Origin of the sequence: Sphingomonas sp. SUN039, assembly GCF_024758725.1 — a bacterium.
Taxonomy (GTDB): Bacteria; Pseudomonadota; Alphaproteobacteria; order Sphingomonadales; family Sphingomonadaceae; genus Sphingomonas_O.
This window is the reverse complement of the sequence record NZ_CP096972.1, coordinates 2,713,633-2,737,798: the sequence shown is the minus strand read 5'-3', so window position 1 is coordinate 2,737,798 and position 24,166 is coordinate 2,713,633. Positions and strand designations below refer to the sequence as shown.

Here is a 24,166-nt window from a genome sequence, read left to right as displayed (position 1 = left end):
CTGAGCGCGGCGACACCAAATATGAATGAGGATCCGTAGTTCAACTCAAACGGCTGATTAGGATGTTCAAACTGACCGAACAGCCACGCAGCCGGAAAAGACACTGCACACCCTGAGACTACCCAAGTAACGCAGTTGTCGAAAACCCTAGCCCGTTGGACGCCCATGCTCATGAGCCAAACCAGCAGCGCTGAGGCGGGAAAGGCGAATATCGCAGCGATCATAATCACGCCGGGCGCACCCATCATGGCTATCACCAAGGGCGTCAGACCGTGTTCACTATTGTATGGAGTTGCGCCTGCCACACCAAGAAAAACTAGGACGGTTGCGCTCGATAACCCGACGCCAGCAATTGCGCCCGCGATAGTCGCCTTCGCCCTTGCGTAGGTAAGAGTTCCAGCGTTCACCCGCTCATACTAGTTGAACACAAACCTTGCGCCAAGCTTTCGGCGGTTTTTGGCGACACGAAAGAAGCGGTCGGCAACCGGTATTGGGGCGTAATCCGCCGTTCATCTCCGCGACGCCACGTAAAAAAACCGCTGTCCTACACGACAGCTTTCGTGTTTTGTTCCTTCACGAGTCGTTGCTCGCCTTGAAATCGTCGAACGCCCTGATTGACGCCCATGATGGCGAACGCATGCGCGTGCCCTGTCGGGCCGCGTGTCACGCGTCGAAAACATGTTTCAAGTGTGACCTTTGTGACCTTTGGCGGAAATCTGGGGTTTTTGGCGCGCTCGGTCCGGGACGGCGCGGCGGCCCCTACACCCCGTCCCCCGCGATCCACGCCCGCACTTTCGCTTCCAGTACCGTCATCGGCAGCGCGCCGGTCATCAGCACCTGGGCGTGGAACTTCTTCGCGTCGAATTTGTCGCCCAGCTTGGCCTTCGCCTCGGCCTTGAGCTTCAGGATCGTCAGCTGGCCGATCTTGTACGCCAGTGCTTGCCCCGGGATCGCGATGTAGCGTTCGACCTCGATCGTCGCATCGGTGCGGCTCATCCCCGAATGCGCGAGCATGTACTCGATGGCCTGGTCGCGGGTCCATTTCTTGGCATGCAGCCCCGAATCGACGACCAGCCGCAGCGCGCGCAGCATTTCGTCGTCGAGCCCGCCGAAGCGCTGATACGGGTCGGTCTCCATCCCCAGTTCGGGCCACAGGGTTTCGGCATAGAGCGCCCAGCCTTCGACGTACGCGGTGTTGCCACCGAAGCGCATGAATGAGGGCAGCGCCGTGTTTTCCTGCGCGAGGCTGATCTGGAAATGATGCCCCGGCACCGCTTCGTGCAGGTACAGGGTCTCGCTGCCGACTTTCGAGCGCGAGGGCAGGTCGTAGCTGTTGTAATAGAACACGCCCGGCCGCGACCCGTCGGGCGTCCCCTGATTATAGCTGCCCCCGGCATCGGTCTTCTCGCGATATTCGGGCACGGCACGGATTTCGAGCGGCGTCTTGGGGATGGTCGAGAATTGCTCGCGGACGCGCAGGTCGACGCGCTTGCCGACGCTCAGGAACTCGTCGCGCATCTCGTCTTTGCTCTTGAACTTGACGGCCGGATCGGCGCGCAGCTTGTCGAAGAACTGCGGGAGTGTGCCGGTAAAGCCCACCTTGGTCTTGATCGCCTCCATTTCGCGCGTGATGCGCGCGACTTCGGACAACCCCAGATTGTGGATCTGGTCGGGCGTCATCGGCAGGGTCGTGTTCGATTCGATCAGGTAGCGATACAGCGCAAGGCCACCCGGCATGTTGACCAGCCCAACGCCCTCGCGCGCGACGGGCAAATACTCGTCCCTCAGAAAGTCGCGCAGCCGGGTATAGGCGGGGAAAATCGCGTCGCGCACTGCTGCCGTCGTCTCGGCGGTCAGCCGCGCGCGGTCGGCGGCGGAAATGCTGTCCGGAAAATTCTTGAGCGGGCCGACATAGGCCGATCCCTCGACGCCGCCTTTCAGCTGCAGGTCGAGCTGGTCGATGACGTTGCGGACGATCAATTTGGGCTGGACGACGCCCGTCTTCATCCCCTCGCGAAACCGCGCGATGGCGACGTCGAGCTGCGCGGCGAACTGGCGGTGGCGTTTGATGTTGTTTTCGTAATCGGCAACCGTTTTGAACGGGGCCGCACCCTGGCCCGAGGACAGGTCGGGGTAGAAGGTCTGCACCCCGAAGAAATGGTCGATCGGGCGCACGTCGCGCAGGCGGCGCATCGCGGGGGTGAGGCCCGCCATGTCGATCTCGGTGGTGCGCTTGAATGTGTCATAGGCGATCCGGTCGGTCGCGTTGAGGCGGGTGCGGTCGATGCGGGCGAGCGCGGCGAGGTCGGTCTTGTCGGCGCGGAAATTCGCTTCGCTCGCGGCGTCCGAAAAGAAATCGCCGAGTTGGTCGGCGTAGCGCAGGTCGCCGCGGAACAGCGCGTTGAGCGGCTGGCGCTTGAGCAGCGCCTCGTCGCTGTCGCGGAAAACCTGGCTGAGTTGCTCGGCGGGCGTGGCCGCAGCGAGCGGCGCGGCAAGCGCACTCAATGAAACGGCGACGGGAATCAGGTAGCGGCGCATGGCGGGAACTCCGTGGGGCACGTGTATTGCCTCGCTAGCACGGTCGTTCGCGGATACAAGCGGGGCCGGTGCTTTCGCACCGGCCCCGTCGCCAGCTTCCCGGGTTACCAGTAGAAGTTCCGGTAGACGTCGATGACATAGCCGCTGCGGATGTCGATCAGCAGCACGTCATTGTAATGCCGCACCCAGCGCTGGTTGAAGCCGGGACGCGGCAGGCGATAGCGGCTGTAGTCGTTGATGTAATAGCGCGGCGCGTAATAGCCGACGCCGATCCGGATACCGGGACGGAACGACTGGTAGCGGTTGTCCGAGCGCCAGCCATAGCCGCGATAGAGATCGCGATTGTGGTTGCGGTACTGGCGCCAGTCGTCGCGACCCCAATTGCCATTGCCGTCGCGTCGCGCGTCGCGGTAGTCCTCGCGGTATTCCTGGCGGGCGCCACGGTATTCGCGGCTTTCCTGACGGATCGCGCGCGGGTCGCCGCTGCGATAGGCGCGGTTCAGGTCGCCGCGCTCCTGACGAATGTCCTGACGGTCGCGCTGCAGTTCGCGGCGCTCCGAAGGATTGATCTGTGCCTGTGCCGCCACCGGCACGAGCGTCGCGGCAAGAAGGCCCGCAATGATGGTCTTACGCATGATGTTACTCCTTTGTGCGTCCATTACTGAACGACTCAGGGGATACATCCCTTCCACTGAACGGCGCGGGAACGGCACGGACAGCCGCGCGAAAGGTTGCGAATCGTCAAAACCAGAAGCGTTCCCGGTACCATTTGGTGACGATGTTCTTGATGCCCGCCGTCACCGGGACGCTCTCGTGCAGGGTCTGCGGGTTGGGCTTGCCGTCGGCGTCCATGTTGTTCCAGGCAAGCAACATGCCGGTGCGCGGCGTCACCTTGAAACCGGCGTTCGAAAACCAGGTGTCGCCGCCGCCCGCCGGCTGGTCGAGATAGATCATCGCGGTCCAGCACCGCTGCCCGCCGCGCGCCTTTTCGTCCTGCCAGTACGGCATGTCGTAGGGGAAATAGTCATGGTGCGCCTTGAACTGCTGGCCCACCGCATAGCGTTGCCCCTGCAATGTCTCGCCCTGGCGCGGCTTCATGCCCATCAGCTGGCAGATGCGTGCGTCGATCGTTTCGACGAACGGGTTCCAGCGGTCTAGGTCGCAGCTTTCGCTGGTGCGGAAACCGGGGTCGGGCTGGGCGGACAACACTGTCGAGGGCTTGCGGTCGGCATCGATCATCGCGATCAGCCCGCCGCATTCGCGCGCCGACAGGAAATTCTGGAGTAGATAGACTTCGGCCCCGATGCCGGGGACGACCTGCATGCCGGGTGCCCTTTTCAGCCGGGCGGCGGTCGATTTGCCGATTTCGGCGAGGCGCGCTTCGGACATCGCGTTAAAATATCCGACCGTTCAACGCCATCTGCCCCGCCATCGTCATCGCCAAGTTTTGCGGCCCGAGGATAAACGAAAGCGGGGCAAGGTTTCCAGTGGCTATTCGCTACCAGAAGAAGTCGTAGATCGCGTCGACGACCTGTCCGGTCCTGAGATCCACCAGCAGCACGTCGTCGTAGTAGCGGACCCAGCGATAGGGGCCGTACACCGGCGGCAGGCGATAGCTGTACGGATCGTCGATCCAGTATTGCTGGTCATAGAGCACGTACGACAGGCTGAACCCGACCGAGAAGCGACGATAACCATAGTTCCAGCCGTACGGCGCATAATAACGGTCGCCATAGAACAGGTCGCGGTTGGAGCTGCGGTAGCGCTGCCAGTCGTAGCGCTGGTCGCGCCGCCAGTCGCGGGTCCAGCTGCGGTTCCAGTCGCGATACTGGTTCTGCCACTGGCTGCGCTGGTCGAAGCGGTTGTTGTTGCGCCCGTCGTTCCGCCACGTGTCGTTACGACCGTTATTGTTCCACTGGCCGTTGTTGTTCCACTGGCCGTTGTTGCGCCAGCTATCGTTGCGTCCGTTGCCGTTCCACTGGCGGTCGTTACGCCCGCTCTGCCACGTGTCGTTGCGACGACCGTCATTGCGGTTCTGGCCATTCCAGCTGTTGTCGCCGTTCCAGTTGCGATTATCGGGCTGCTGGACGCCGCCGACGTCGGTGGAGGTGCCATTGCCCTGACCGCCATTGCGCCATGTGTCGCGACGCTCTTCGCGGTTCTGCCAATTGCCCTGCGGCTGGACAGGCGCGGTCGCGACCGGCGGCGTCGGGTGCGTCCAGCCTTGCTGGCCACCCTGCGGAGTCTGATTGCGCGCCGACCAGTCGGGACGCTGCTGCCCCTGCCACGTGCGCGTACCGCCACTGTCGCCCCGGTTCCACTGGCGCTCGGCCGGGGCGGCCTGCGGAACGGGAGCGGCGGGGGCCTGATAAACCGGCGCGGCCTGTTGCGGGCGCTGCCAGCCACCCTCGGCACGGCCCTGTCCGCCGTTCCACTGCGGGCGGGGCGTTTCGGCGTTGCCGCCGCCCTCGGCGCGCGGGCCACGTTCGCCGCGCTCACGCTGCGCCATCTGCACCTCGACCCGCTGCGGGATCGGCGTCGGCTCGGCAGCGGTTGCCCCTTCGGCCATGCGGCGGCTCTCGCGCGGTTCTTCCTGCGCGAGTGCGGGGGTAAAGGCAGTCGCTGCCAGCAGTGCAGCTAAGGCGAATGACTTTTTCATGGATATCGTTCCGTGGAGCGCGCGTGCACCATTGTCGCTGCGTCCCATACCGCCGATGTGCGCGAGTCGGGCTGAACGAAGTCTGGCGCGACGCTTAATCTGCGTGAAAGCAAATTACTTTGCGACCGGCGGCGATAGCGCAGGCACGCGCCGCGCTGCATCGCGGGGATCGATGCCGGGCGGCGGTGCGGCAACGATCGTTTCCTCGCCACGCGCCGCCCGCGCCGCACGGTGGATCGCTTTGCGGAGCCGGATATAGGCGCCGCAGCGGCAAATGTTGGTGATCGCGGCATCGATGTCGGCGTCGGTCGGGTGGTTGTTGGTGGCCCGCAGCAAGGCCGCAGCGGTCATCACGATGCCCGGCGTGCAGAACCCGCATTCGGGCACCTGCTCGGCGACCATTGCCTGTTGCACCGGATGGCTGCGGTCGCGCGACAGCGCCTCGATGGTGGTAACGAAGCTGCCCTCGACCTGTTTCAGCGACACCGTGCAACTCCGCACCGCGCGCCCGTCGATATCGACGGTGCACGCCCCGCAATCGCCGGTGCCGCACCCGTATTTGGTCCCCGTGAGATTCGAGGCATCGCGCAACGCCCAAAGCAAGGGCGTCGCCGGGTCGACCCGGTATTTGATCGGCTGGTTGTTGACGGTGAGACTAGTCACGCCAGCTGCGGTCCGTCCGGTCGATCATCCGCACCATCGCATCGAACTCGGCCTTGCCCGGACCGCCGGGAATCTGCGTCATATACAAGTCGCGCTGGTGGATCGCGACGACCTCGGGTGGTACGACGATGGCCTTGCCCGCCGACAGTGTCGCGAGCGCGATCTCGCAGGCGCGCTGCAGCGCCCAGTGCTTCAGGAATACCTCCGGCAATGTCTTGCCCATCGCGACGATACCGTGGTTGCGGAGCAGCATCATCGACTTGCCGCCGAGCGACTCGAGGAAGCGCGGCCCCTCTTCGTCGCGCACGGTCACGCCCTCGAAATCATGATAGCCGAGCTGCCCGACGAAGTTGCAGGCGTAGAAATTGACCGCCTGCAATCCGCCTTCCAGCGACGCCATCGCCATCCCTGCCGTCGTGTGGGTGTGTGCGATCGCATGCGCGTCGGGGATATGCTTGTGGAACAGCGCGTGCTGAACGAACCCGGCGCGGTTCACATGCCATTCGGTGGGCGCGAGGATATTGCCGTCGATATCGATCTTGACCAGGCTCGACGCGGTGATCTCGCTGAAATGCATGCCATAGGGGTTGATCAGGAACGCGTCCTCCTCGCCCGGCACTTTCACGGTGATGTGGTTGAAGATCAGCTCGTCCCATTTCATGTGCGCGAAGATGCGGTAGCAGGCGGCAAGCTCTTGGCGGGCGGCCCATTCGGCATCGGACATGGTTGCGGTCTTGAATGCGGTCGCCATGGCGTCTCTCCTCTGGACGCCGCCCATGCCATGACGGGCGGCGCGCGGGCAAGGGTTGGACATTTCGCCGCCGCCGCGCCAGCTTGGACGCATGGAGCAGGGGAACAGCGAGGGCGACCGGCGCATCCGGCGCGTGTGCATCGTCGGCGGCGGGTCGGCGGGGTGGATGGCAGCGGCGGCGCTGTCTAACGCGCTCCAGTGTGGCGTCGAGATCACGCTGATCGAAAGCGAGGAGATTGGTACGGTCGGCGTCGGCGAGGCGACAATCCCGCCGATCAAATTGTTCAACCAGTCGCTGGGTATCGACGAAGGCGACTTCGTCCGGGCGACGCAGGGCTCTTTCAAACTCGGCATCCAGTTCGTCGACTGGGCCAAGGTGGGCAATCGCTATTTCCACCCATTCGGCACCTTCGGGGCGGAGTTCGACGCCGTGCCGCTGCACCATTACTGGCTGCGCGCGCATGCGGCGGGCACGGCGGGGCCGCTCGACGACTATGCCATGGCCTGGGCTGCAGCATCGCGCGGGCGCTTCGATGTGCCGTCACCCGACCGCCAACTGGTGCAATCGACGTTCGACTATGCCTATCACTTCGACGCCGGACTCTATGCTGCGTTCCTGCGCCGCTATGCCGAGGCCAAGGGCGTGACGCGGTTCGAGGGAAAGGTCGAGCAAGTCGCGCTGCGTGGTGCCGACGGGTTCGTCGAAAGCGTGCAACTCGACGATGGGCGAACTGTGGCCGCCGACCTGTTCATCGATTGCTCGGGCTTTCGCGGGCTGCTGATCGAAGGCGCTTTGGCGACGGGATATGACGATTGGACGCATTGGCTGCCCTGCGACCGCGCCGTCGCGGTGCCGTGCACGCGGGGCGAGTTCACGCCCTATACGCGCAGCACGGCGCGCGCGGCGGGGTGGCAGTGGCGCATCCCACTCCAGCACCGGACCGGCAACGGCTACGTGCATTGTAGCCAGTTCATCGGCGGGGACGAAGCGACCGCGACGCTGATGGCCAATCTCGACGGCGAACCGCTCGCCGACCCGCGCGTGCTGCGTTTCACGACCGGCAAGCGGAAACAGGTCTGGAACCGTAATGTCATCGCGGTCGGCCTCGCGAGCGGGTTCATGGAACCGCTTGAATCGACGTCGCTCCACCTGATCCAGACCGCGATCACGCGATTGCTCGCGCTGTTCCCCGACCGCGATTTCGATCCGCTGGGGGTCGCCGAATACAATCGGCTGACGGCGGAGGAATATGCCCGCATCCGTGACTTCATCATCCTGCATTACAAGCTGACGACGCGCGACGATGCCGAGCTATGGCGTTACTGCGCGGCGATGAGCATCCCCCACGAACTGCAGTGGAAGATCGACCATTTTCGCCGCTCCGGGCGGCTGGTGTCGGCGGGGCCGGAACTGTTCCTCAACCCCAGCTGGCTCGCGGTGCACATCGGCCAGTTCAACATCCCCCAACGCTGGGACCCGATGACCGACCTGCGCGCCGTCGACAGCGACCGGATGCTTGCCGGACTAAACCGTGTGATGGGCGAGGCGGCGGATGCGATGCCGACGCATCAGGCGTTCATCGACCGGCATTGCAAGGCGCCCGCCCTTTAGGCCGGTTCCTCTACGCGCAGCATCGCGAGCGCCGCCAGCACTAACACCCCGGCCGCAAACGCCATCGTCCAGATCGGCTCGGTCGGGAAAAACCGCTTCATGATCGACCCCATCACCGTGGCGACCAGCAATTGCGGCACGACGACGAACACGTTGAACAGCCCCATATAGATGCCGAGCTTGTGCTGCGGCAGCGCGGAGGCGAGGATTGCATAGGGCATGGCCAGGATCGACGCCCAGGCAATGCCGATGCCGATTTCGCTGACCAGCAGCATCTGCGGATCGCCGAATACGAAGAAGCTCGCATAGCCTGCCGCGCCGCACAGCAACGCGACGACATGCGTCCGCACCTTGCCGACGCGGCTGCTGAGGAACGGCAACAAGGTCAGAGCCGCCACGGCTGCCACGCCATTGTACGTCGCGAATAGCACATCGACCCAGCTCGCGCCGTTCTGGAACTCCGGCGTCCCCGGCCCGCTCGCACCGAAAAACACCTGTGCCACGACGGGCGTCGTGTTGATCCACATGATGAACAGTGCCGACCAGCTGAAGAACTGGACGAGAGCGAGCCGCTTCATCAGCGGCGGCATGCCCGAGAAGTCACCGACGATATGGCTCAGCATGTTCGACGTACTGCCGCCGCGCGCGAGCAGGATCGCGACAATGCTCGCAATGCCATAAGCGGCAAGCAGGCCGCCGAGCAGATAGACTTCCTTCTCCAGCCCGAACTGCGCGACGGCGACGACTACCGCGAGACCTGCCACGATCCACAGCCCGCAACTGCCGAAGCTGCGCGCCGCCAGCGCGCGCATCGTATGGCCGTGCTCCTCGGCGATCGCGCCGTCGAACGCTGCCATCTCGTCCGGCGAATATTCCTTCGTGGTCAGCACCGTCCAACACACCGAGAGGAACAGCGCTACCCCGCCGAACCAGAAGGCATAGCGCACCGTATCGGGCAGCATCCCCGCCGGGGCTTCGTTCGAGACACCCGCCAGTTCGAGCGCCCAGGGGAAGATCGACCCGACCACTGCGCCCGCCCCGATGAAGGCGGTCTGCACGGCATAGCCCGCGCTATGCTGGTCCTTCCGCAACATGTCGCCGACGAAGGCGCGGAACGGCTCCATCGAAATGTTGAGCGAGGCGTCGAGCACCCACAGCATCACGGCGGCGAACAACAGCACCGGTGCCTCGGGCATCACCAGCAGTGCAAAGGCGGCAAGGATCGCGCCGGCAAGGAAATAGGGCCGCCGTCGCCCGAACCGCCCCAGCCAGGTGCGGTCGCTCATATGGCCGATGACCGGCTGCACCAGCAGTCCGGTCAGCGGCGCGGCGACCCACAGCGCGGGCAGGTCGTCGAGGCTCGCGCCCATCGACTGGAAGACGCGGCTCATATTGGCGTTCTGCAGCGCAAAGCCGATCTGGATACCGAAAAAGCCGAACGAGATGTTCCACAGGCCCCAAAAGCCCTGACGCGGCTTCTCCGCCGTCCTGTGCATCGTCGCTCTCCCCGTACAGCTGGTTTCAGCCTTGGGGCCGTGAGTGACAGAGCCATGCGCGCGCTTCAATGCGCGCATACGAATACATCAGCTGCCTGACGATTTCCGCACCACCAGCCGCGCGGGCAGCACGCGGCTTTCCGCCGTCCCCTCGCGCACCAACCGCAATACGGTGTCGACCAGTGCCGCGCCCGCTTCGCCCGGCTGCTGCGTCACGGTCGTCAGTGGCGGGTTGGCGAGGCCTGCCGACAATATGTCGTCGAAGCCGGTGATCGCGATGTCTTCGGGGATGCGCTTCCCCGCTTCCTGCAATGCCCGCATCGCACCTAGCGCGATCAGGTCGCTCGCCGCGACGATCGCGTCGAACGATTCGCCGCGCGCGATCAGGCGTTGGGCGGCGTCATGGCCCGATTCCTCGGTGCTGGTCGCGTCGACCTGCAAGGTCAGGCTGCGCGACAGGCCTGCTGCTTCCAATGCCTGCGAATAGCCGGTGTAGCGGTCGAGGAATTCGGGGTAGCCGCTCGATGCAGTGCCGAGGAACGCGATCCGGGTGCGTCCGCCCGCGATCAGATGCGCGGTCGCATCGCGGCTGCCCTGCACATTGTCGCACCCGACGACGACCTCGCGCGCGCCGGGCTGGACCGATCCCCAGCGGACGAAATGCGTGCCCTGCTCGACCAGTTTGCCCAGCCGCGTCTCGTAATCATGGTAGTCGCCGTACCCGAGCAGGATCAGCCCGTCGGCCTTGCGGCTGTCTTCGAAATCGACGTGCCAGTCGGCGGACGATTGCTGGAAAGAGATCAGCAGATCATAGCCGCGCGTCGCGCAGGTCCGCGTGATCGCCCCCAGCATCGACAGGAAGAACGGGTTGATCAGCGAATCATCGGGGGTCGGATCCTCGAACAACAGCAGTGCCAGCGTGTTGCTGTGCCCCGACCGCAGGTTGGTCGCGTTCTTGTCGACCTTGTAGTTCAGCTGCGTTGCGATCGCCTCGATCCGCTTGCGGGTGGCTTCGCTGACACTCGGGCTGCCGCGAAGCGCGCGCGACACCGTCGGCTGCGAGACGCCTGCCAGTTCAGCGATGTCGAACGATGTCGGCTTGTCCATGTTGCGTGGTGCGTCTTCGACGCCACACCCCTCCCTATCGCTTTGAATACGTATGTAGGGCGCTTCCCGTTTGAAAGCGACTGGCCGATTAAGCGACCGTTACATGGATCGTGGCGGGCATCCCCCGCTGCGCGTCGGTATCGGAGCAACCGGTGCCGGAACGGGGAGGATAATGATGGTTTCTTTCGCTCGCGCCCGTGCGCTCGGCTTCGGTGTCAGTACGCTTGCGCTCGTCGCGGCGGCGATGCCCGCGCTCGCCCAGACGACGCCTGCCCCTGCTGCCGAAGAAGGCGACACCATTGTCGTCACCGGCTTCCGGGCCAGCCTCGAAAGCGCGGCCAAGACCAAAAAGAATTCGGACCAGATCGTCGAATCGATCACGGCGGAGGATATCGGCAAGCTGCCCGACAATTCGATCGCCGAATCGATCTCGCGCCTGCCGGGCCTGACGTCGCAACGCCTCGACGGCCGGTCGAACTCGATTAGCATCCGCGGCTTTGCGCCGGACTTCTCGACGACGTTGCTCAACGGTCGCGAGCAGGTGTCGATCAACGACAACCGGGGTGTCGAATACGATCAATATCCGAGTGAAGTTATCGGTCGCGTCGATGTGTACAAGACGCCGAATGCCCAGCTGATCGGGCAGGGCCTGTCGGGCACCGTCGATCTCCGCACGATCAAGCCGCTCGCCTATGGCAAGCAGGCCATCACCGTCGGTGCGCGGGCCGAGTATAACGACAACGGCAAGCTGAATGCGGGCAGCAAGAGCTGGGGCTATCGCGTCAATGCGCTGTATGTCGGCCAGTTCGCCGACGACACCGTCGGCGTGATGCTGGGCATCGCGCACATCAACCAGCCCAACCAGGTCAAGAAATTCAACGCCTGGGGCTATCCCAATGCGACGCCGAGCGCGGTCGTGATCGGCGGCTCGAAATCCTATGTCCAGTCGACCGACACCCAGCGCACCGGCGTCGTCGGCACACTCGAGTTCAAGCCGACCGATAGTTTCTCGACGTCGTTCGACGTGTTCTATTCGAAGTTCAAGGACAACCAGATCCTGCGCGGTATCGAACTGCCGCTCTACTGGTCGGCGGCGACGCTCCAGCCTGGCTTCACCACGACCAACGGTCTGGTCACCGCCGGGCAGTTCAACGGGGTCAAGGGCGTCGTCCGCAACGACGCCAACGTGCGTGAGGCCGACACCTGGTCGCTGGGCTGGAACGGCCAGTACAAGGCCAATGGCTGGATCCTGACCGGCGACGCCGCCTATTCGAAGGTCGACCGCAGCGAACTCGTCCTCGAAACCTATTCGGGCACCGGCCGCAATGCGGTCGGCGCGACCGACAATATCCGCTTTACCGAGGGGTATGCGGGGGCGGTGTTCACGCCGTCGCTCAACTATGGCGACTATAATCTGATCCAGCTGACCAGCCCGCAGGGTTGGGGCGGCAACATCACGCCCGCGACCGGCCCCGGCATCGTCAACGGCCAGGACGGCTATTACAACAACCGCCTCGTCAAGGACGAGCTGAAGCAGTTCCGTGCCAGCGTGGAGCGCGAGCTCGACAGCAGCTTCCTGAAATCGGTCGAGGCCGGTGCTGCCTATACCGACCGTTCGAAGAGCCTGACCCCGAACGAGTTCTTCCTCGGGCTGAAGGCGAACACCAACGGCACGACCAGCGTGCCGATCCCGACCGACCTGCGTCTCGGCACGACCAACCTCGCATTCCTGGGCCTCGGGCCGATGGTCAGCTACGACCCTGTCCGCCTGCTCAATTCGGGCATCTACAACCAGATCCGCAACCCGAATTCCGATGTCGCGGTGAAGGGCTGGAGCGTCAGCGAGAAGGTGTTCGCCGCTTATCTGATGGCAAAGATCAGCGCCGATGTCGGTTCCGCGAAACTGACCGGCAATATCGGCCTGCAATACCAGAACACCGACCAGAGCTCGGTGGGCACCGCGACCAGCGGCGCGCCGATCGTGCTGGCCGCGCCGATTTCGGGCAGTGCCAAGTTCGGCAACTGGCTGCCCAGCCTCAACCTGTCGTTGCGGACGCCGACCGACTGGGTGGTCCGTCTGGGGCTTGCGCGCCAGCTCGCACGGCCCCGCATGACCGACATGCGCGTCTCGTCGAACTATTCGTTCAGCGTGGCCCAGGCGCAGGCAGGCGTCTCGCCGTTCAGCCGCGAAGGCGGCAACATCAACCTGCGTCCCTGGGTCGCCGATGCGCTCGATATTTCGGTCGAGAAATACTTCGGTGGGGGCGGCTATGTGGCACTTGCGGGCTATTACAAGAACCTGAAAAGCTACATCTACAACGCGGTCATTCCGTACGACTTCACCGGATTCCCGGTGCCGATCAATCCCGCAACGAACCAGCCTTACGTCCTGACCGCCGCGCAGCGGATCGGCCCGGCAACGGTGCCGCAGAACGGCACGGGCGGGTCGCTGTACGGCGCCGAGTTCTCGTTCCAGCTGCCGTTCAAGACCTTGAGCGAAAGCCTCGACGGCTTCGGGCTGACCGGCAGTGCGTCGTATACGAAGAGCGAAATCCTCTCGAACGGACCCGGCTCGAATGCTGACGACCTGCCCGGCTATTCGAAATGGGTGGCAAGCGTGACCGGCTATTTCGAAAAGAACGGTTTCTCGGCCCGGACCTCGCTGCGCTATCGCTCGTCGTTCCTCGGCGAACTGTCGGGCTTCGGCGGCGACCTGACGCGGCGGCGCGCCAATGGCGAGACCATCGTCGACGCGCAGATCGGCTACGAGTTCCAGGAAGGGTCGTCGCTCAAGGGGCTGTCGCTCCTCGTCCAGGGCACCAACCTGACCGACGCGCCGTTCCGGACGTTCAATCCGGGGCAGGAAAATCAGGTCATCGACTACCAGACGTTCGGACGTCGCTTCCTGTTCGGGGTGAGCTACAAGATGTAGCCTTCCGGGTCGCCACCGCCGTCGGCCGTCCCCCCGGCCGACGGCGGACTGGCACCAGTTGATAGGGAAGATGTCATGTCGCGCGGGTCCGTCCGGAACATCGTCATTGTCGGCGGCGGGACCGCAGGCTGGATGACGGCAGCGGCGCTCTCCCGCTTCCTCGAACGCGGCTATGCGGTCACGCTGGTCGAATCGGATGCGATCGGCACGGTCGGTGTCGGCGAGGCAACGATCCCGATGATCCGCCTGTTCAACGAGGCGCTGGGCATCGACGAAGCCGATTTCCTGCGCGCGACGCAGGGCACATATAAGCTCGGCATCGAATTCGCGGGTTGGGGTGGTGAAGGGCTTGGCCCGGACCACCGCTACATGCACGCCTTCGGGCCGGTCGGTCGTCCGCTGGGCCTCGTGCCGTTCCACCATTATTGGCTGCGAACGGGCGGCGCGGACCTCGGCACCTACTCACTCAACGAAACCGCCGCGCGCGCGGGCAAGTTCGCGCATGTGTCGCCGCAACCGGGTTCACCGGTGCCCGACATGCCCTATGCGTTCCACTTCGACGCGGGGCTCTACGCCGCCTATCTCCGCCGCTACGCCGAAGCGCGCGGTGTCGTGCGCGTCGAAGGGCGGATCGCGGGTGTCGAGCGTGACGGCGAAAGCGGCGGCGTTGCTGCGGTGATGCTCGATGGCGAGCGTGGTATCGCGGGCGACCTCTTCATCGACTGCTCGGGTTTTCGCGGGCTGCTGATCGAGGAGGCGCTGGCGACCGGCTACGACGACTGGACGCACTGGCTGCCCTGCGACCGGGCGATGGCGGTGCCGTGCGAAAGCGGCTCGGACGGCCTCACACCTTACACCCGCGCCACCGCGCGCGCGGCAGGCTGGCAATGGCGCATCCCGCTCCAGCACCGCACCGGCAACGGTTACGTTTATGCGTCGGCGCATCTGTGCGATGACGAGGCTGCTGCCACCTTGCTTGCCAACCTTGATGGCAAGCCGCTCGCCGATCCGAAACCCCTGCGCTTCACCACCGGCGCGCGGCGCAAATTCTGGAACCGGAACGTCGTCGCGATCGGCCTCGCCAGCGGGTTCATGGAGCCGCTCGAATCGACCAGCATCCATCTGATCCAGACCGCGATCTCGCGGCTGCTGGCGTTTCTGTCCGACGACCAACTCGGCGCGGCGGAAGAGGCCGAATACAACCGCCAGACGCGCGTCGAGTACGAGCGCATCCGCGATTTCCTGATCCTCCATTATCACGCCAACGGCCGCGACGAGCCGCTGTGGCGGGCTTGCCGCGACATGACGCTACCCGACAGCCTGACCGAGAAGCTGGAACTCTGGCGCGAAGGCGCGCGCATCCACCGCCGCGACGAGGAATTGTTCACGCAGGACGGCTGGGTGCAGGTGCTGATCGGGCAAGGGATCGTCCCGTCCGCATCGCATCCGCTCGCCGGACAACTCTCACCTGAAGAGTGCGCCGGGTTTCTTGCCAGCGTTCGCGATGTCGCAACACGGGCCTCAGCACAGATGCCCGACCACGCCGACACCCTCGCCCGTTTCTGCGGGTCCGCGTCCTCCCCCATGAAAGCCGTTGCGTAATGCGTATCCGTTCCGCCCTGTTCGCTGCCGCCTCGCTCGCCGCAACGCCGCTCGCCGCGCAGGACTATCGCGCCCGTCCGCCCGAGGCCGAAGTCGTCTATTTCGTGCTGCCCGACCGGTTCGAGAACGCCGATCCGAACAACGACACGGGCGGTCTGAAAGGCGACCGGATGAAGACCGGTTACGACCCGACGGCCAAGGGGTTTTACCATGGCGGCGACCTGAAGGGGCTTACCAGGCGGCTCGACTATATCCAAGGCCTCGGCGCGACCGCGATCTGGGTCGGGCCGATCTTCAAGAACAAGCCCGTACAAGGCGGCCCCGGCGAGGAAAGCGCGGGCTATCACGGTTATTGGGTGACCGACTTCACTCAGGTCGATCCGCATCTGGGCAGCAACGCCGAGTTCAAGGCGCTGGTCGATGCGGCACATGCGCGTGGTTTAAAAATCTATATGGACATCATCGTCAACCACACGGCCGACGTGATTGCCTATCGCGAATGCCCGACCAGCGCCTGCCCCTATCGCAGTCGCGCCGATTATCCGTACCAGCGCAAGGGCGGCGTCGCCGGCGCGGCCATCAATCCGGGCTTTGCGGGCGATGCCGTGCAGACCGCGGGCAATTTTGCGAAGCTGACCGACATGTCGTTCGCCTATACGCCGTACCTGCCCAAGGGCGAAGAAGCAGTGAAGGTGCCCGCGTGGCTCAACGACCCGCGATATTACCATAATCGCGGCAACACGACCTTCGCGAACGAAAGCTCGACGATGGGCGATTTCGTCGGCCTCGACGATCTGATGACCGAGCAGCCGCGCGTGGTGAGCGGCATGATCGAGATTTTCGGCGGCTGGATCGACCGGTATCAGGTCGACGGGTTCCGTATCGACACCGCGCGCCATGTGAACCCCGAATTCTGGCAGGCGTTCGTGCCCGCGATGCTGGCGCGGGCCAAGGCGAACGGCATTCCGAATTTCCATATCTTCGGCGAAGTCTCCGACCATGACGTCCGCCCGGCCAAGCTGGCGCAGCACACCATCGTCGACCGGTTTCCTGCTGTCCTCGATTTCTCGTTCCGTCAGGCGGTGGTGGAAACCGTGGCAGGGACGCGCGGTACCGACGCGTTCGAGCAACTGTTCGACGGCGACGCGATCTACGCAAAGGGGTTCGACACGGCGAAAATCCTGCCGACGTTCACGGGCAACCATGACGACGGGCGCTTTGCGACCTTCGTCCGCCGCGCTTTCCCGCAGGCGACCGACGACGAAATCCTCAAGCGGGTGATGCTGTCAAACGCGATGCTGCTGACCCTGCGCGGGGTGCCGACGATCTATTCGGGCGATGAGCAGGGCTTCATTAGCGACGGTAACGACCAGGACGCGCGCGAGGACATGTTCGCCTCGAAAGTCGCAAGCTACAACGACAACCGGCTGCTCGGCACGACCAACACGACGGCAATCGCCAATTTTGCGACCGGCCACCCGATCTACCGCCAGATTGCCGCGCTCGCCAAGGTGCGTCTCGGCCAGAAGGCGCTGACCGGCGGGCGGCAACTTATCCGCGCGCGCGGCGAAAAGCCCGGGCTGCTTGCGATATCGCGCTTCGACCCTGTCACGGGTCGCGAAGTCCTGCTCGTCTTCAACACCGCCACCGCGCCCGTCGAGGCGAACGTGCAGGTCGAGACCGGTTCCACCGGGTTCAAGGCGCTGGTCGGCACCTGCGCACTGACCGCGTCCGCGCCCGGCAGTGTGAAAGTTGCGCTGGCACCGCTCGCCTATGCCGTTTGTGCTGCGGATTCATCCAAGTGAGCGAGCCGCAACGCGCGGTCGCACCCGGCGCGAAGCATGAATGGTGGCGCGGCGCGGTCATCTACCAGATCTATCCGCGCAGTTTCGCCGATGCGAACGGCGACGGCATCGGCGATCTGGCGGGCATCACGGCGCGGCTCGACCATGTCGCCTCTTTGGGCGTCGATGCGATCTGGCTGTCGCCGTTCTTCGCCTCGCCGATGAAGGACTTCGGTTACGATGTATCGGACTATCGCGCGGTCGATCCGATTTTCGGAACGCTCGATGATTTCGATGCTTTGATTGCGCGCGCGCGCGACCTCGGCCTGAAAGTCATCATCGATCAGGTCTATGCCCATACCAGCGACAAGCACGACTGGTTCGCCGAAAGCCGCGCGAACCGCGAGAATAGCCGCGCCGAATGGTACGTCTGGGCCGACCCGAAGCCCGATGGCACCCCGCCCAACAACTGGCAGTCGGTGTTCGGCGGCCCGGCCTGGACGTGGGACGCGCGGCGCGGGCAGTACTATATGCATAACTTTCTGAGTTCGCAGCCGCAGCTCAACGTGCATTTGCCCGCCGTTCAGGACGCGCTGGTCGATGTCGCGCGCTTCTGGCTCGACCGGGGGGTCGACGGGTTTCGCATCGATGCGATCAACTTTGCGATGTTCGATCCCGAATTGCGCGACAACCCGCCGGCACCTGCGAGCAATCGCCCGCGTTCGCGCTCGTCGGAATTCCAGATCGCGAAACACAATATGTCGCATCCCGACATCCCGGTGTTCCTCGAACGGATGCGCGCGTTGACCGACAGCTATCCCGACCGCTTCACCGTCGCCGAAGTCGGCGGGAACCACGCCGAAGCCGAGATGAAGGCATTCACGCAAGGGAATGCGCGGCTCAACAGCGCCTATGGCTTCAACTTCCTCTACGCGCCGCATCTGACCCCCGCGCTGGTGCGCGAGGCAATGGAGGAATGGCCCGACGATGTCGGCACCGGTTGGCCGAGCTGGGCCTTCGAAAACCATGATGCGCCGCGCGCGGTGTCGCGCTGGACGACCCCCGAACACCGCGACGCGTTCGCGCGGCTCAAGATGCTGCTGCTGATGTGCCTGCGTGGCAATGTCTTCGTCTATTACGGCGAGGAACTGGGCCTCGATCAGGTCGAGATCGCGTTCGACGAATTGCAGGATCCCGAGGCGATCGCCAACTGGCCGCTGACCTTGAGCCGCGACGGCGCGCGCACCCCGATGCCCTGGGCGCGCGACGAAGTGGGGGCGGGGTTCACCACCGGACGCCCCTGGCTGCCGCTCGGCGTCGCCAACCGCGCGCGCGCGGTCGATGTGCAGGAGGGCGACGCGGACTCGCTGCTCCACCTTACCCGCCGCCTGATTGCGTTTCGGGGCGACAGCCCGGGGCTGCGCTGGGGATCGGCGCGGGTGGTGACCGCCGAGGGCGACCTGCTCGTCATCGAGCGCATCGAGGCGCGTGAGCATCTGCTCTGTGCGTTCAATTTCGGGAGCACGCCGCTCGACTGGTCGCCGCCGCAGCCCGACCGCTGGCGGGTGGTGGAGAGCGTCGGAACAATCGATTGCGGAAAGATTGGCGGGCTGTCAGGTCTCGTCGCAAGGAGAGTGGCATGACCGCAAAATTGCTCGTTTCGCTGGTTGCGCTGGCTGCGGCCAACCCCGCGCTCGCCGAGGTTGTCGCCCAAGCGCAATCGCCGGGCAAGACCGTCGCGGTAACAGTGTCGATAGATAACGACGGCCGCCCGAGCTATGCTGTTCGGTATAAGGGGAAAGCGCTGCTCGACAACAGCGCATTGGGCTTCCTGTTCACCGATGCGCCGAAACTCGACCGCAGTTTCAAGCTGGTCGATGCTGCGACGTCGGCAAGCGACAGCACCTGGACGCAGCCGTTCGGCGAGTGGACAACGATCCGCGACAACCATACCGAGCTGCGCGTCCGCCTGCGCGAGAGCAAGAATTTGGCGCGCGAAATGGTCGTCACCTTTCGCCTGTTCGACGACGGTATCGGCTTTCGCTACACGCTGCCCGCGCAGCCCAATCTGAAGCGCGTCAACATCGCCGAGGAGCTGACCGAATTCGCGTTCGCCGAGGACGGCACGGCGTGGTGGAAGCCCGCCTATGGCTGGAACCGCGAGGAATATCTCTACGAAAAGACGCCGATCAGCGCGGTCGGGACGGCGCAGACTGTGGCGACGTTCAGGCTGGCGAGCGGCACGCATGTCGCGATCCATGAGGCCGCGCTGACCGATTATTCGGCGATGAACCTTGCGCGTTTTTCGGGGACGAAGCTGAAGGCGTCGCTGACCCCCGGGTCGGGTGCGCCGAAAGTGACGCGCGACGCCGGTTTCTTGACGCCGTGGCGCACGATCGCCATCGGCGACGACGCGGCGGGCCTCTACAAGGCAAGCCAGATTACGCTGAACCTCAATGAGCCGAACAAGCTCGGCGATGTATCATGGATTCAGCCCGGCAAGTTCGCCGGCGTCTGGTGGAATATGATCAAGAACGAATGGACATGGGCGCGCGGGCCGAAGCACGGCGCGACCAATACGAATGTCCGCCGCTACATCGACTTCGCCAGCGCGAACGGAATCCCGAATTTGCTCGTCGAGGGCTGGAATGTCGGCTGGGACGGCGACTGGTTCGGCAATGGCACCGACATGCAGTTCGACACCCCCACCGAGGATTTCGACGCGAAGGCGCTTGCGGCTTACGCCAAATCGAAAAAGGTCCGCCTGATCGGCCATAACGAGACCGGCGGCTCGTCGAGTCATTACGACAGCCAGCTCGACCGTGCGTTCAAATTCGCGTCGGACCACGGCATGATGGTGGTGAAGACCGGCTATGTCACCGACGCGGGCGAGATCGAGCGGGTCGACGCCGACGGCTCGAAGCACCGCGAATGGCACGAGGGCCAGTGGATGGTGAACCACCACCTCCGCGTCGTCGAAACCGCCGCCAAATATCATGTCGGCATCGACAGCCACGAGCCGGTCAAGGACACCGGCCTGCGCCGCACTTACCCGAACTGGGTGTCGCGCGAAGGCGGACGCGGGATGGAGTATATGAGCTGGGCAGGCAAGAACCCGCCCGAGCATGAGACCAACATGGTCTTCACCCAATTGCTCGGCGGCCCGATGGATTTCACGCCCGGCATTCTCAGCCTCAAGGGGTCGGACAACAGCGACATCCCCTCGACCATCGCCAAACAGTTGGCGAATTACGTGATGATCTATTCGCCCTTCGTCATGGCCGCCGACACGCCCGAGGCCTATGCGAAATATCCGGGCCCCTTCCAGTTCATCAAGGACGTGCCGACCGACTGGTCCGACACCCGCGTGCTGGCGGGCGAAGTGGGCGACCTTGCCGTCATCGCGCGCCAGCAAAAGGGGCGCGAGGACTGGTTTCTCGGCGCGATCACCGACGAGGAGGCGCGTAACGTGACGGTGAAGCTCGATTTCCTGACGCCCGGCAAAACCTACACCGCACAAATCTATCGCGACGGCGACGATGCCGATTACCGCACCGACAAGCGCCACAGCATTGTCATCGAGACGCGACGTGCCACAAGCGCGGATGCCATGACTTTGCGGCTCGCTCCGGGCGGCGGTCAGGCAATCCGCTTCATCGCGGGCAAATAGGGGAAGATCGCAATGGCAATGGGCGCAACGGCAACGACGACGCATCCGGGCGACGACCAGGGCGTCAACGCGCCGGGTCTCCAGCTCTTCGTCTTTGCGCTGTTCTTCATCTTCGGCGGGATCACCAGCCTCAACGATGTCATCATCCCCAAGCTGAAGGAGCTGTTCACGCTCAACTATTTTCAGGCGATGCTGGTGCAGTCGGCGTTCTTCGCCGCCTATTTCGTCATCGGCCTGCCCGGTGCGGCGCTGGTCAAGCGGCTTGGTTACATGCGTTCGGCGGTGGCGGGCCTGCTGACGATGATGGTGGGCTGCCTGCTGTTCATCCCGGCCTCGCAAACCGCTGTATATGGCGTCTTTCTGCTCGCGCTGTTCGTGCTGGCGAGTGGGGTGGTCATCGTCCAGGTCGTCTCGAACCCGCTGATCAGCCTGCTGGGTCCGGCGAAGACCGTGCACAGCCGCCTGACCTTTGCCCAAGCGTTCAATTCGCTCGGCACGACGGTGTTTCCCATCGTCGGTTCGGCGCTCATCCTCGGCAGCCTTGCCAATGTCAGCGCCGCCGATCTGACCGGCGCGGCGCTCGACGCCTATCGTACTGCCGAGACACAGACGATCGTGCGGACCTATGCGGGCCTCGCGATCGCGCTTGCCGCTGTCGCAGGGGTCGTGTGGCTTTTCCGTAACGCGCTGAAGGGCGAGCAACACGAACAAGGGTCGATGTTCGGCGGCTTTAGCCTCCTCAACCGCCCGCGCTTCGGCTTCGGGTCGCTGTGCATCTTTCTCTATGTCGGCGGCGAAGTCGCGATCGGTTCGTTGATCGTGAACTATCTGATGCAGCCGGGCGTCATGGGTCTGGCCGCCGCTGCCGCAGGAACAATGGTCAGTCTCTATTGGGGCGGCGCAATGGTCGGTCGTTTCATCGGGTCTGCCGTGTTGCGCGTGGTCAGCCCGGGCAAGGTGCTGGCGTTCGACGCGGCGGCGGTCGTCGTGCTTCTCTTCATTTCCGCCAACACCAGCGGCATCGTGTCGGGCTACAGCCTGCTCGCCATCGGCCTGATGAACTCGATCATGTTCCCGACGATCTTCACTTTGGCGTGCGAAGGGCTGGGCAGCCGCGCGGCGGACGGGTCGGGCATCATCAACGTCGCCATCGTCGGCGGGGCCGTCGTGCCGCCGCTGACCGGCTTCGCGGCGGATGCCCTGGGCAGCCTGCGCCTGGCGCTCATCATTCCGGCGATCTGCTACGCGATCATCGCCGCCTTCGGCCTCTACGCGGCGCGCCACCGGGCCTAGCGAACCGGCAACCGCCCCATTTGGGGCTATTGCCAAATCCCCGGGGCGGCATAGGCACATGCCACATGCATCGCGCGCTCGATTTCCTTGGAGCCCTGCGTCGGGCGGAGGCCGATGGCGAGATGCTGCGCCCGTTTGCCGACGACCCAGAAGGTTTCGGCGCGGCCATCGACCATTATCCCGGCGAGCTCGCCGCGCTGATTGCCGAGGGCGGCGCGACAGCGGCCGGGACCGTTGCCGACCTGCATTCGGATGCGTTCGCCTCGGCTGCGGCGCAGCGCGACGGCAGCATTGTCGTCGCCGACGCACGTTTTGCCGACTGGCTGCACGATTCGGACCTGATCGCGCGCATCCTGAGCGAGCTGACCGACGACCCCCGGGTGGCGGCGATTGCCGACGGGCGCAATGGCCGCCCGGTCGCGATTGCCGCCGCGCGGGCGGCCAGCGCGCGCCGCTGGCCGGTCGCGCCCGAAGTTGCCGCGGCGGTGGAAGCAGGGCGCGCTTCGCATGTCGTGCTCGCGTTCAGCCCGGGCGACGACAGCTGGGCGGCGGCGGCCAAGGCCTATGCGTTGACCGCGTCCGAGGTCCGCCTGTTGCGCGCGTTGGCGAGCGAGGGTGAATTGCGCGCGGCGTCGGGGCGGGTCGGCATCGCCTATGAAACCGGGCGCAAGCTGGTTGCCTCTGCGATGCGAAAGACCGGCGCATCGCGGCAAAGCGACCTCGTCCGTTATGCGCTGTCGGTGGCGGCGGGCGACATCACCCCGCCCGCGCATACCGAAGCGTTGTTCGCCGAGCTGTTCGGTTTGCGGGTGCGTGAAGCCCGTCTCGCCCGCGAGGTCGCGAACGGTGCGACGCGGAACGCCGCCGCAGCTCGGGTCGGCGTTTCGTCCGCCGGCACCAAAGCTGCGCTCAAGGCAGTTTATGCCGCCTGCGGCGTGTCGAGCGCCGTCGATCTCAGCCGGATCGTCGCAGAAGTCGATGCGCTGGCGGGGCTGGCCGACGCCTGCGACGTCGTCTTCCATTTGCCCGGTCGTCCGAGCGGCGACCCCCTACGGTTCGTGCCGCGTCCGACGGGCGGACGCATTGCCGTGTCCGATCACGGTCCCGCAGACGGCATGCCCGTAATCGTGTTTCATACCACGACCGGCGGCCGGGCGCAGTCGCCCCGGTTGCTGGCCGCGCTGCGCGAGCCTGGTATCCGTGCGATTGTCGTCGAGCGACCCGGCTATGGCCTGACCGATTCAGTCGGGACCGACATCTGGGCGGCGGCGGCCCGCGATGTCGCGGCAGTGCTCGATGCGCTCGATATCCCGCGCGCGCTGATCCTGTCGCGCGGCGGCGCGCAACCGGCGGTGGTCACCGCATCGCAACTCGGCACGCGCATCGCCGGGGGCATCCTGCTCGGACCCGACCCGCCCGTCGAACTCGACCGTGCGCGCAGCGGCATGATGGGCCGGACCAAGGGGTGGGTTTATGACACCCCGGCCATGCTCGAACCGCTCGCCGCGATCCTCTCGCGGCGGACCAGTTCGGACCAGATCGCGCGGATGATGCGCGAAAGCGTGCGCGGATCGGCGATCGATCAGGCGGTCTGCGACGATCCGGCGGAAATGGCGGCGCTCGTCCGGGGCGGACGGCAGTCGGCGCTCGGCATGCGCGGCTTCGTCATGGAGCATGCCGCCCAGGGCGCACGCCTGCCGCTGCCGGTCCTTGCCGATGGCACCAACTGGACGGTGATGAGCGGCGCGCAAGACCCGTTGTACTTTGCGGAGGACGCGCGCGATTATTGGCTGGGGCGATTGCCGGGTTGCGCTTTTGTCATTGAACCCGATGGCGGTCGGTTCCTGCACGCGACGCACAGCGCACAGATCGTCCGCCGACTGCAGAGCCTGTGGGTGCAATCGTGAAGAGTCGAATGGAGGGGGCCGGTCGGCGTGATCGCGACGGGCGGCTGGCGGAGACGGCGAGATTCGAACTCGCGGTAGCGGTTACCCGCTACGACGGTTTAGCAAACCGTTGGTTTCAGCCACTCACCCACGTCTCCGGCTGGCAGCGAGCG

The 24,166-nt window shown here is 64.8% G+C and carries 16 protein-coding genes and 1 tRNA gene; 8 read left to right on the top strand and 9 right to left on the bottom strand.

What is annotated here, in order from left to right:
• Window positions 1–759 precede the first annotated feature (759 nt).
• The 6 genes from M0209_RS13365 to M0209_RS13340 all read right to left on the bottom strand — a co-directional run bounded on the left by M0209_RS13365 (window position 760) and on the right by M0209_RS13340 (window position 6,611).
• Window positions 760–2,538, bottom strand: a complete 1,779-nt coding sequence (locus tag M0209_RS13365) for a DUF885 family protein (RefSeq protein WP_258888763.1) — start codon at window positions 2,536–2,538, stop codon at window positions 760–762.
• Window positions 2,539–2,642: 104 nt separating this feature from the next.
• Complete coding sequence (locus M0209_RS13360; protein ID WP_258888762.1) at window positions 2,643–3,173, bottom strand: RcnB family protein; 531 nt, start codon at window positions 3,171–3,173, stop codon at window positions 2,643–2,645.
• 106 nt (window positions 3,174–3,279) lie between these two features.
• Window positions 3,280–3,927 (bottom strand): 2OG-Fe(II) oxygenase, encoded by a 648-nt coding sequence (locus M0209_RS13355; RefSeq protein WP_258888761.1) that lies wholly within the window; start codon window positions 3,925–3,927, stop codon window positions 3,280–3,282.
• Window positions 3,928–4,036: 109 nt separating this feature from the next.
• Window positions 4,037–5,197 carry an RcnB family protein gene (locus M0209_RS13350; protein ID WP_258888760.1) on the bottom strand — a complete coding sequence of 387 codons (1,161 nt, stop codon included), beginning with the start codon at window positions 5,195–5,197 and terminating at the stop codon, window positions 4,037–4,039.
• A gap of 114 nt (window positions 5,198–5,311) precedes the next feature.
• A complete protein-coding gene (locus M0209_RS13345; RefSeq protein ID WP_258888759.1) occupies window positions 5,312–5,860 on the bottom strand; it encodes a (2Fe-2S)-binding protein in 549 nt (182 codons plus the stop codon).
• Entirely contained in the window at window positions 5,853–6,611 is a 759-nt protein-coding gene (locus tag M0209_RS13340; protein ID WP_258888758.1) for a class II aldolase/adducin family protein, read from the bottom strand. Before M0209_RS13340 ends, M0209_RS13345 begins: the two co-directional genes overlap by 8 nt.
• Window positions 6,612–6,702: 91 nt before the next feature.
• On the opposite strand from M0209_RS13340, the gene M0209_RS13335 reads away from it, so the two are divergent.
• Window positions 6,703–8,223, top strand: coding sequence for a tryptophan halogenase family protein (locus M0209_RS13335; RefSeq protein WP_258888757.1), 1,521 nt, complete (start codon window positions 6,703–6,705; stop codon window positions 8,221–8,223).
• On the opposite strand, the gene M0209_RS13330 is transcribed toward M0209_RS13335, so the two are convergent.
• Both M0209_RS13330 and M0209_RS13325 read right to left on the bottom strand, forming a co-directional pair.
• A complete protein-coding gene (locus M0209_RS13330) occupies window positions 8,220–9,719 on the bottom strand; it encodes an MFS transporter (RefSeq protein WP_258888756.1) in 1,500 nt (499 codons plus the stop codon). The genes M0209_RS13335 and M0209_RS13330 overlap by 4 nt on opposite strands.
• Window positions 9,720–9,806: 87 nt before the next feature.
• On the bottom strand, window positions 9,807–10,826 hold the full coding sequence (locus M0209_RS13325) for a LacI family DNA-binding transcriptional regulator (RefSeq protein WP_258888755.1): 1,020 nt from the start codon (window positions 10,824–10,826) through the stop codon (window positions 9,807–9,809).
• Window positions 10,827–11,001: 175 nt separating this feature from the next.
• On the opposite strand from M0209_RS13325, the gene M0209_RS13320 reads away from it, so the two are divergent.
• From M0209_RS13320 to M0209_RS13290, 7 genes are all read left to right on the top strand, one after another.
• Window positions 11,002–13,758, top strand: a complete 2,757-nt coding sequence (locus M0209_RS13320) for a TonB-dependent receptor (protein ID WP_258888754.1) — start codon at window positions 11,002–11,004, stop codon at window positions 13,756–13,758.
• Between the two features lie 75 nt (window positions 13,759–13,833).
• Window positions 13,834–15,360, top strand: a complete 1,527-nt coding sequence (locus M0209_RS13315; protein ID WP_258888753.1) for a tryptophan halogenase family protein — start codon at window positions 13,834–13,836, stop codon at window positions 15,358–15,360.
• Window positions 15,360–17,165 carry an alpha-amylase family glycosyl hydrolase gene (locus tag M0209_RS13310; RefSeq protein WP_258888752.1) on the top strand — a complete coding sequence of 602 codons (1,806 nt, stop codon included), beginning with the start codon at window positions 15,360–15,362 and terminating at the stop codon, window positions 17,163–17,165. The genes M0209_RS13315 and M0209_RS13310 overlap by 1 nt, the downstream gene beginning before the upstream one ends.
• Window positions 17,162–18,787 (top strand): alpha-amylase family glycosyl hydrolase, encoded by a 1,626-nt coding sequence (locus tag M0209_RS13305; protein ID WP_258888751.1) that lies wholly within the window; start codon window positions 17,162–17,164, stop codon window positions 18,785–18,787. The genes M0209_RS13310 and M0209_RS13305 overlap by 4 nt, the downstream gene beginning before the upstream one ends.
• On the top strand, window positions 18,784–20,814 hold the full coding sequence (locus M0209_RS13300; RefSeq protein ID WP_258888750.1) for a glycoside hydrolase family 97 protein: 2,031 nt from the start codon (window positions 18,784–18,786) through the stop codon (window positions 20,812–20,814). The genes M0209_RS13305 and M0209_RS13300 overlap by 4 nt, the downstream gene beginning before the upstream one ends.
• A 12-nt stretch (window positions 20,815–20,826) precedes the next feature.
• The gene (locus tag M0209_RS13295; protein WP_258888749.1) at window positions 20,827–22,107 is read left to right on the top strand and encodes a sugar MFS transporter; all 1,281 of its coding nucleotides are present in this window, start codon (window positions 20,827–20,829) and stop codon (window positions 22,105–22,107) included.
• Between the two features lie 65 nt (window positions 22,108–22,172).
• Window positions 22,173–24,014 carry an alpha/beta fold hydrolase gene (locus M0209_RS13290; protein ID WP_258888748.1) on the top strand — a complete coding sequence of 614 codons (1,842 nt, stop codon included), beginning with the start codon at window positions 22,173–22,175 and terminating at the stop codon, window positions 24,012–24,014.
• Window positions 24,015–24,059: 45 nt separating this feature from the next.
• Here M0209_RS13290 and M0209_RS13285 read toward each other — a convergent pair.
• Window positions 24,060–24,151: transfer RNA gene (locus M0209_RS13285), tRNA-Ser, on the bottom strand.
• Window positions 24,152–24,166 lie beyond the last annotated feature (15 nt).

What these genes read in the sequence shown, in the direction of transcription:
- M0209_RS13365 (WP_258888763.1), bottom strand. Translation starts at nt 2,538, where the DNA reads ATGCGCCGCTACCTGATTCCCGTCGCCGTTTCATTGAGTGCGCTTGCC.
- M0209_RS13360 (WP_258888762.1), bottom strand. Translation starts at nt 3,173, where the DNA reads ATGCGTAAGACCATCATTGCGGGCCTTCTTGCCGCGACGCTCGTGCCG.
- M0209_RS13355 (WP_258888761.1), bottom strand. Translation starts at nt 3,927, where the DNA reads ATGTCCGAAGCGCGCCTCGCCGAAATCGGCAAATCGACCGCCGCCCGG.
- M0209_RS13350 (WP_258888760.1), bottom strand. Translation starts at nt 5,197, where the DNA reads ATGAAAAAGTCATTCGCCTTAGCTGCACTGCTGGCAGCGACTGCCTTT.
- M0209_RS13340 (WP_258888758.1), bottom strand. Translation starts at nt 6,611, where the DNA reads ATGGCGACCGCATTCAAGACCGCAACCATGTCCGATGCCGAATGGGCC.
- M0209_RS13335 (WP_258888757.1), top strand. Translation starts at nt 6,703, where the DNA reads ATGGAGCAGGGGAACAGCGAGGGCGACCGGCGCATCCGGCGCGTGTGC.
- M0209_RS13330 (WP_258888756.1), bottom strand. Translation starts at nt 9,719, where the DNA reads ATGCACAGGACGGCGGAGAAGCCGCGTCAGGGCTTTTGGGGCCTGTGG.
- M0209_RS13325 (WP_258888755.1), bottom strand. Translation starts at nt 10,826, where the DNA reads ATGGACAAGCCGACATCGTTCGACATCGCTGAACTGGCAGGCGTCTCG.
- M0209_RS13320 (WP_258888754.1), top strand. Translation starts at nt 11,002, where the DNA reads ATGGTTTCTTTCGCTCGCGCCCGTGCGCTCGGCTTCGGTGTCAGTACG.
- M0209_RS13315 (WP_258888753.1), top strand. Translation starts at nt 13,834, where the DNA reads ATGTCGCGCGGGTCCGTCCGGAACATCGTCATTGTCGGCGGCGGGACC.
- M0209_RS13310 (WP_258888752.1), top strand. Translation starts at nt 15,360, where the DNA reads ATGCGTATCCGTTCCGCCCTGTTCGCTGCCGCCTCGCTCGCCGCAACG.
- M0209_RS13300 (WP_258888750.1), top strand. Translation starts at nt 18,784, where the DNA reads ATGACCGCAAAATTGCTCGTTTCGCTGGTTGCGCTGGCTGCGGCCAAC.
- M0209_RS13295 (WP_258888749.1), top strand. Translation starts at nt 20,827, where the DNA reads ATGGCAATGGGCGCAACGGCAACGACGACGCATCCGGGCGACGACCAG.
- M0209_RS13290 (WP_258888748.1), top strand. Translation starts at nt 22,173, where the DNA reads ATGCATCGCGCGCTCGATTTCCTTGGAGCCCTGCGTCGGGCGGAGGCC.